The 6,231-nt window shown below is 64.0% G+C and carries 7 protein-coding genes; all 7 read left to right on the forward strand.

Annotated features, from left to right (window positions below):
* Positions 1–57 precede the first annotated feature (57 nt).
* Positions 58–315: a phenol hydroxylase subunit gene (locus tag FFS60_RS25165; protein WP_028629175.1), complete on the forward strand. Its 258-nt coding sequence runs from the start codon at positions 58–60 to the stop codon at positions 313–315.
* Between the two features lie 54 nt (positions 316–369).
* The gene (locus FFS60_RS25170) at positions 370–1,365 is read left to right on the forward strand and encodes an aromatic/alkene monooxygenase hydroxylase subunit beta (RefSeq protein ID WP_028629174.1); all 996 of its coding nucleotides are present in this window, start codon (positions 370–372) and stop codon (positions 1,363–1,365) included.
* Positions 1,362–1,631, forward strand: a complete 270-nt coding sequence (locus FFS60_RS25175; protein WP_137823516.1) for an MmoB/DmpM family protein — start codon at positions 1,362–1,364, stop codon at positions 1,629–1,631. Before FFS60_RS25170 ends, FFS60_RS25175 begins: the two co-directional genes overlap by 4 nt.
* Positions 1,632–1,666: 35 nt before the next feature.
* Positions 1,667–3,193, forward strand: coding sequence for an aromatic/alkene/methane monooxygenase hydroxylase/oxygenase subunit alpha (locus FFS60_RS25180; protein WP_137823517.1), 1,527 nt, complete (start codon positions 1,667–1,669; stop codon positions 3,191–3,193).
* A 57-nt stretch (positions 3,194–3,250) separates the two neighbouring features.
* On the forward strand, positions 3,251–3,610 hold the full coding sequence (locus FFS60_RS25185; RefSeq protein WP_028629171.1) for a phenol hydroxylase subunit P4: 360 nt from the start codon (positions 3,251–3,253) through the stop codon (positions 3,608–3,610).
* 10 nt (positions 3,611–3,620) lie between these two features.
* On the forward strand, positions 3,621–4,682 hold the full coding sequence (locus FFS60_RS25190; protein WP_137823518.1) for an NADH:ubiquinone reductase (Na(+)-transporting) subunit F: 1,062 nt from the start codon (positions 3,621–3,623) through the stop codon (positions 4,680–4,682).
* Between the two features lie 74 nt (positions 4,683–4,756).
* The gene (locus FFS60_RS25195) at positions 4,757–5,644 is read left to right on the forward strand and encodes a transporter (RefSeq protein WP_137823519.1); all 888 of its coding nucleotides are present in this window, start codon (positions 4,757–4,759) and stop codon (positions 5,642–5,644) included.
* Positions 5,645–6,231: the final 587 nt, after the last annotated feature.

A 6,231-nucleotide genomic window follows, 5' to 3' on the forward strand; every position in this document is an offset into this window, starting at 1 on the left:
GAGTGCTGGCACAGGCGTTGCTCTGTCCCTGGCAACCCGCCCATGGAGCCGACTTGCATGAGCCAGCCACAGACCAGCTTCGATCAACTGCCGCGTTACGTCCGGGTGCGCAGCGAGCCTGACGCCACCTTCGTCGAGTTCGATTTCGCCATCGGCTATCCGGACCTCTTCGTCGAACTGGTCCTGCCCCGCGCGGCCTTCGCCAGCTTCTGCGAGCAGAACCGGGTTCAACACATGGATGCGGCGATGGCCGAAGCCATCGATGCCGACATGGAGAAGTGGCGCTACGGCGAAAGTCGTGGCCAGCCCGCCTGACGGCCGGACCGCGACGCGTCGACTCCCCACAACAACAAGTACAGGACGCCCTGCATGAGCATCGAAATCAAGACGGCAACGGCCGAGCCGATCCGCCAGACCTTCAGCCATACCCGCCGACGCTTCGGCGACAAGCCTGCCAGCCGCTACCAGGAAGCCAGTTTCGACATCGAGGCGGCCACCAACTTTCACTACCGCCCGCTCTGGCAGCCGGACAAGTTGCTCAACGACCCCACCCGCACGGCCGTCCGAATGGCCGACTGGTACAGCGTCAGCGACCCGCGCCAGTTCTACTACGGCGCCTACGTGCAGACCCGCGCCAAGATGCAGGAGAACGCCGAGCACGACTACGCCTTCTGCGAGAAGCGCAACCTGCTGGCCGGGCTGGATGCCGCCAGCCGCGAACAGATCACCCGCCTGCTGCTGCCCCTGCGCCACGCCGAGCTGGGCGCGAACATGAACAACAGCGGTATCGCCGCCGACGGCTTCGGTACCAGCCTGACCCAGCTGCACATGTTCCACGCCATGGACCGCCTGGGCATTGCCCAGTACCTGTCGCGCATCGGCCTGATGCTCGATGACGGCGGCACCGACCTGCTCGCCGAGGCCAAGCGCCAGTGGCTGGAAGATCCGGCCTGGCAGGGTCTGCGCCGCTATGTCGAAGACACGCTGGTGGTACGCGACTGGTTCGAGCTGACCCTGGCACAGAACCTGGTCAGCGATGGCCTGCTCTACCCGCTCATGTTCCACAAGTTCGACGAGCAACTCTGCGCCCAGGGGGCCGGCCAGGTGGGCATGCTCACCGAGTTCATGCGCCTCTGGTTCGCTGAGACCCAGCGCTGGGTCGATGCCCTGGTGAAAACCGTCGCTAGCGAAAACGCTGAAAACCGTCAGCTCGTCGACGGCTGGGTCACCCAGTGGCAGGCCCGTGCCCTGGAAGCCCTGGCGCCGCTGGCCGAAATCGGTCCCGGCGCCGCCGCCCTCGACACCGTGGCCGGCGAGTTCGCCGCCCGCCTGAAGAAACTCGGCCTTGCAGGAGCCGCGCAATGACTTCCCTCGTCTACATCGCCTTCCAGGACAACGACAACGCCCGCTACATCGTCGAAGCCATCGTCCAGGACAACCCCCACGCCGAGGTCCAGCATCAGCCGGCCATGATCCGCATCCAGGCCGAAGGGCGCCTGGAAATCCACCGCGCCACCGTCGAGGAAAAGCTCGGTCGCGAATGGGACGTGCAGGAAATGCTCATCGACGTCATCACCCTCGGCGGCAACGTCGAGGAAGACGAAGACCGCTTCGCCCTGCACTGGAACTGAACCCGCGCATAACGACAAGAATCGGGAGAGCCACCATGGCCGCCAAACGCCTGAACCAGAAAGACAAGTACCGCTGCCTGACCCGCGACCTGGCCTGGGAGCCGAGCTACCAGAGCAAGGACGATATCTACCCCTATGAGCGCTTCGAGGGCATCAAGATCACTGATTGGGACAAGTGGGAGGACCCCTTCCGCCTGACCATGGACGCCTACTGGAAATACCAGGCCGAGAAGGAGAAGAAGCTCTACGCCATCTTCGATGCCTTCTCCCAGAACAACGGCCACACCAACCTCTCCGACGCGCGCTACGTCAACGCGCTGAAACTCTTCCTCAGTGGTGTGACACCGCTGGAGTACCAGGCCTACCAGGGGTTTGCCCGTGTCGGCCGGCACTTCGGTGGCGCCGGCGCACGGGTCGCCTGCCAGATGCAGGCGATCGACGAGCTGCGCCACGTGCAGACCCAGATCCACGCCATGAGTCACTACAACAAGCACTTCAACGGCCTGCATGACTTCGCCCACATGCACGACCGGGTGTGGTTCCTCTCGGTGCCCAAGTCCTTCTTCGAAGACGCGCGGACCGCCGGGCCGTTCGAGTTCCTCACGGCGATCTCCTTCAGCTTCGAGTACGTGCTGACCAACCTGCTGTTCGTGCCCTTCATGTCCGGTGCCGCCTACAACGGCGACATGGCCACCGTCACCTTCGGCTTCTCGGCACAGTCCGACGAGGCCCGGCACATGACACTCGGCCTGGAGGTGATCAAGTTCCTGCTGGAGCAGCACGAAGACAACGTACCGATCATCCAGCGCTGGATCGACAAGTGGTTCTGGCGCGGTTACCGCCTGCTGACGCTGGTGGGGATGATGATGGACTACATGCTGCCGAACAAAGTCATGTCCTGGGCCGAGGCCTGGGAGGTGTACTACGAGCAGGCTGGCGGCGCGCTGTTCAAGGACCTGGAGCGCTACGGCATCCGTCCGCCCAAGTACGTCGAGCAGACCACCATCGGCAAGGAACACATCAGCCACCAGGCCTGGTCGATCTTTTACCAGTACAGCCAGGCCACCAACTTCCACACCTGGATTCCCACGGACGAAGAACTGGACTGGCTCTCGGCCAAGTACCCGGACACCTTCGACCGTATCTACCGCCCGCGTTACGAGCACTGGCGCGAGATGCAGGCCCGTGGCGAGCGCTTCTACAACAACACCTTGCCGATGCTCTGCCAGGTCTGCCAGATCCCGCTGGGCTTCACCGAGCCGGACGCGGACACCACCCTCAGCCACCGCAGTACGGAACATGGCGGCGAGCGCTTCCATTTCTGCTCCGTTGGCTGCTGCGACATCTTCCAGTACGAGCCGGACAAGTACGTCCAGGCCTGGCTGCCGGTGCACCAGATTCTCCAGGGCAACTGCGGTGGCGCCGACGTCGAGGCGGTCGTGCGCGACTACTACAACATCGCCTTTGGCCAGGACAACTTCGACTACCAGGACTCACCCGAGCACCAGCGCTGGCGCGAGTGGCAGGGCGACAAGCCCGCCGACCTCTCCAGGGCCGGCTGACTCCTGTGGCGGGCGCCACGCGCCCGCCTTCCACCTCATTACAAGAAGGACAGTGTCATGCCCGTGACTGCCATCGGCGCCTACGAGGCGCAATCCCTGGACCGCCAGGAAAACTTCAACGGCCTGCAACTGGTGTACCTCTGCTGGGAACGCCACCTGATGTTCTGCGCCCCATTCACCCTGCCGTTGCCACCGGAAATGCCCTTCGGTGACTTCATCGAGAATGTGGTCAAGCCAGCCATCGCACCGCACCCCGATGCCGCGAAAGTGGATTTCAAGAAGGCCCTCTGGCGCCTGGACGATGCCGACTTCCAGCCCGACCTGACGGCGGGGCTGGCCAGCAACGGCATCGGCCACAAGAGCCTGCTGCACCTTTCCACCCCTGGCCTGGATGGCCTCAACGGCAGCTTCAACTGAGGAGGTCGCCATGAGTTACCAGGTCACCATCGAACCCACCGGCGAACAGATCGAAGTGGAGGAGGGCCAGACCATCCTCCAGGCGGCGCTGCGCCAGGGCGTCTGGTTGCCCTTTGCCTGCGGCCACGGCACCTGTGCCACCTGCAAGCTGCAGGTGCTGGAAGGAGAAGTGGACGTGGGCGCCGCCTCGCCCTTCGCCCTGATGGACATGGAGCGTGACGAGGGCAAGGTACTGGCCTGCTGCGCCATTCCGCAGAGCGATCTGGTAATCGAGGCCGACATCGACGTCGACCCGGATTTCGCCGGCCACGCCGTGCAGGACTTCCAGGCGACGGTGGTCGCCCTGGACGACCTCTCGCCCACCATCAAGGGGCTGCGCCTGAAACTGGATCGGCCGATGGACTTCCAGGCCGGGCAGTACATCAACCTGCAGATACCCGGCATCGAAGGCACCCGTGCCTTCTCCCTGGCCAACCCACCGAGCCGTGCCGACGAGGTGGAGTTGCACGTGCGCCTTGTCGAGGGCGGTCAGGCGACGGGTTTCATCCATGACGGCCTGAAGGTGGGCGATGCGCTCGAACTCTCCGGCCCCTACGGCCAGTTCTTCGTGCGCGGCTCCCAGGCCGGCGACCTGATCTTCATCGCCGGCGGCTCGGGGCTGTCCAGCCCGCAATCGATGATCCTCGACCTGCTGGAGCAGGGGGACACGCGGCGCATGACCCTGTTCCAGGGCGCTCGCACCCGTGCCGAACTCTACAACCGTGAGCTCTTCGAGCGCCTGGCGGAAGAGCACGAGAACTTCACCTATGTACCCTCCCTCAGCCAGGCCGCTGACGACACTGAGTGGACCGGCTTTCGCGGCTACGTGCATGACGCGGCGAAGAAGCACTTCGACGGTCGCTTCACCGGTAACAAGGCCTACCTCTGTGGGCCGCCACCGATGATCGACGCCGCCATCACGGCGCTGATGCAGGGACGGTTGTTCGAGCGCGACATCTTCATGGAACGCTTCCTGACCGCTGCCGATGGCGCCGGCGAGAGCACCCGTTCAGCCCTGTTCAAACGTATCTGACCCGCTTCACCCGCCGTTCCGCGCCTCGTGCGCGGACGGCGGCTCACGCCCATAAAAACAACAAGGTATTGCTGATGAGCGCCAAACTGCGTGTCCTTTCCTGCTGCATCCTCGCCACCCTCGGCCATGTCGCCTATGCCACCGAAGGCGGCGGCTCCACCTACCCCGTGGGTGCCGAGAACTACATGTCCGGCGCCATGCCGCCACCGGGCTTTTATGGGCAGGTGTTCTCCACTCATTACGAAGCCGACACCCTGCGCGGCAACGATGGCCGCAGCCTGCCGGTGGACTTCCGCGTGCGCGCCAACGTCATCGCGCCGCGCCTGATCTGGGTGAGCGAGCAGCAGCTGTTCGGCGGCAACCTGGCCTTCGCCGCGTTGTTCCCCTTCGTCGACCTCAAGGTTGAAGTGAACGGCCAGTCCCAGAGCAAGAAAGGGCTGGGAGACATCATCTTCGGCCCGGCCTTGGGCTTTCATCACAGCGACAAGCTGCACAGCGTCCTGGCCCTGGACTTCATCGCGCCCTCGGGCGAATACGACCGTGGCGATCTTGCCAACATCGGGCGTAACTACTGGACCGTCGAACCGGTGTGGGCGATCTCCTATGTCGACCCCGCCGGACTCAACGCCAGCGTCAAGCTGATGTATGACTTCAACCAGGAAAACCCCGCCACCGACTACCGCTCCGGCCAGGAATTCCACTTCGACTATGCCGTTGGCTGGGGCCTGGGCAACGGCTGGGTGCTGGGCGTGGGCGGCTACTACTACCGCCAGACCACCGACGACCGCCAGGACGGCGACCGCATCGACGACAACAAGGGCCGTGCCTTCTCCATCGGCCCATCGATCATGTACAGCAACAAGGACGGCTGGTTCCTCACCGCCAAATGGGAGCAGGAAACCCAGGTGCGCAACCGCGCGGAAGGCGATGCCTATTGGCTGAAGCTGACGGTGCCGTTCTAGCGCCTGTTCATGTGGGCAGGCCTGCGTCCTGCCGTCCCTACAGGTTGCACGTTCCGTGGCACGGACAGCCCCCTCTCCCTCCGGGAGAGGGTTGGGGTGAGGGCTGCGAAGCCCCCATTCGGTATTGGGCCACGTGTCATGGCAGGACTGCGTCCTGCTTCGCGAATGAATTCACCCCCACAGGTTGAACGTTCCGTGGCACGGACAGCCCCCTCTCCCTCGGGGAGAGGGTTGGGGTGAGGGCTGCGAAGCCCCCATTCGGTATTGGGCCACGTGCCATGGCAGGACTGCGTCCTGCTTCGCGAATGAATTCAACCCTACAGGGCGTGTGTCTTGGGCAGGGCCATGCCGGCGTGAGTCACCCCTCTCTTCTTCAGGGGTGAAGAGGCACGCTCTCGGAAGCATTGCTTCCGGTGCCGATGAACGCCGGAGCGCGAAGCGATCAGGCCGGGGCGCAGAGCGGGGGCCGGGGGAGAGGGAGGCGGTGTACTGGTCTAATTCTCGTGGACACCTCGATAGGGGATGATCATCCCCAACGAGGACCCAGAAAGACATGACATCACGTACCCGTAGAAGCTTTGACACCG

Source organism: Pseudomonas sp. D(2018) (genome assembly GCF_005502555.1).
Taxonomy (GTDB): Bacteria; Pseudomonadota; Gammaproteobacteria; order Pseudomonadales; family Pseudomonadaceae; genus Metapseudomonas; species Metapseudomonas resinovorans.

Coding starts and splice junctions, on each gene's coding strand:
- FFS60_RS25165 (WP_028629175.1), top strand. CDS start 58: ATGAGCCAGCCACAGACCAGCTTCGATCAACTGCCGCGTTACGTCCGG.
- FFS60_RS25170 (WP_028629174.1), top strand. CDS start 370: ATGAGCATCGAAATCAAGACGGCAACGGCCGAGCCGATCCGCCAGACC.
- FFS60_RS25175 (WP_137823516.1), top strand. CDS start 1,362: ATGACTTCCCTCGTCTACATCGCCTTCCAGGACAACGACAACGCCCGC.
- FFS60_RS25180 (WP_137823517.1), top strand. CDS start 1,667: ATGGCCGCCAAACGCCTGAACCAGAAAGACAAGTACCGCTGCCTGACC.
- FFS60_RS25185 (WP_028629171.1), top strand. CDS start 3,251: ATGCCCGTGACTGCCATCGGCGCCTACGAGGCGCAATCCCTGGACCGC.
- FFS60_RS25190 (WP_137823518.1), top strand. CDS start 3,621: ATGAGTTACCAGGTCACCATCGAACCCACCGGCGAACAGATCGAAGTG.
- FFS60_RS25195 (WP_137823519.1), top strand. CDS start 4,757: ATGAGCGCCAAACTGCGTGTCCTTTCCTGCTGCATCCTCGCCACCCTC.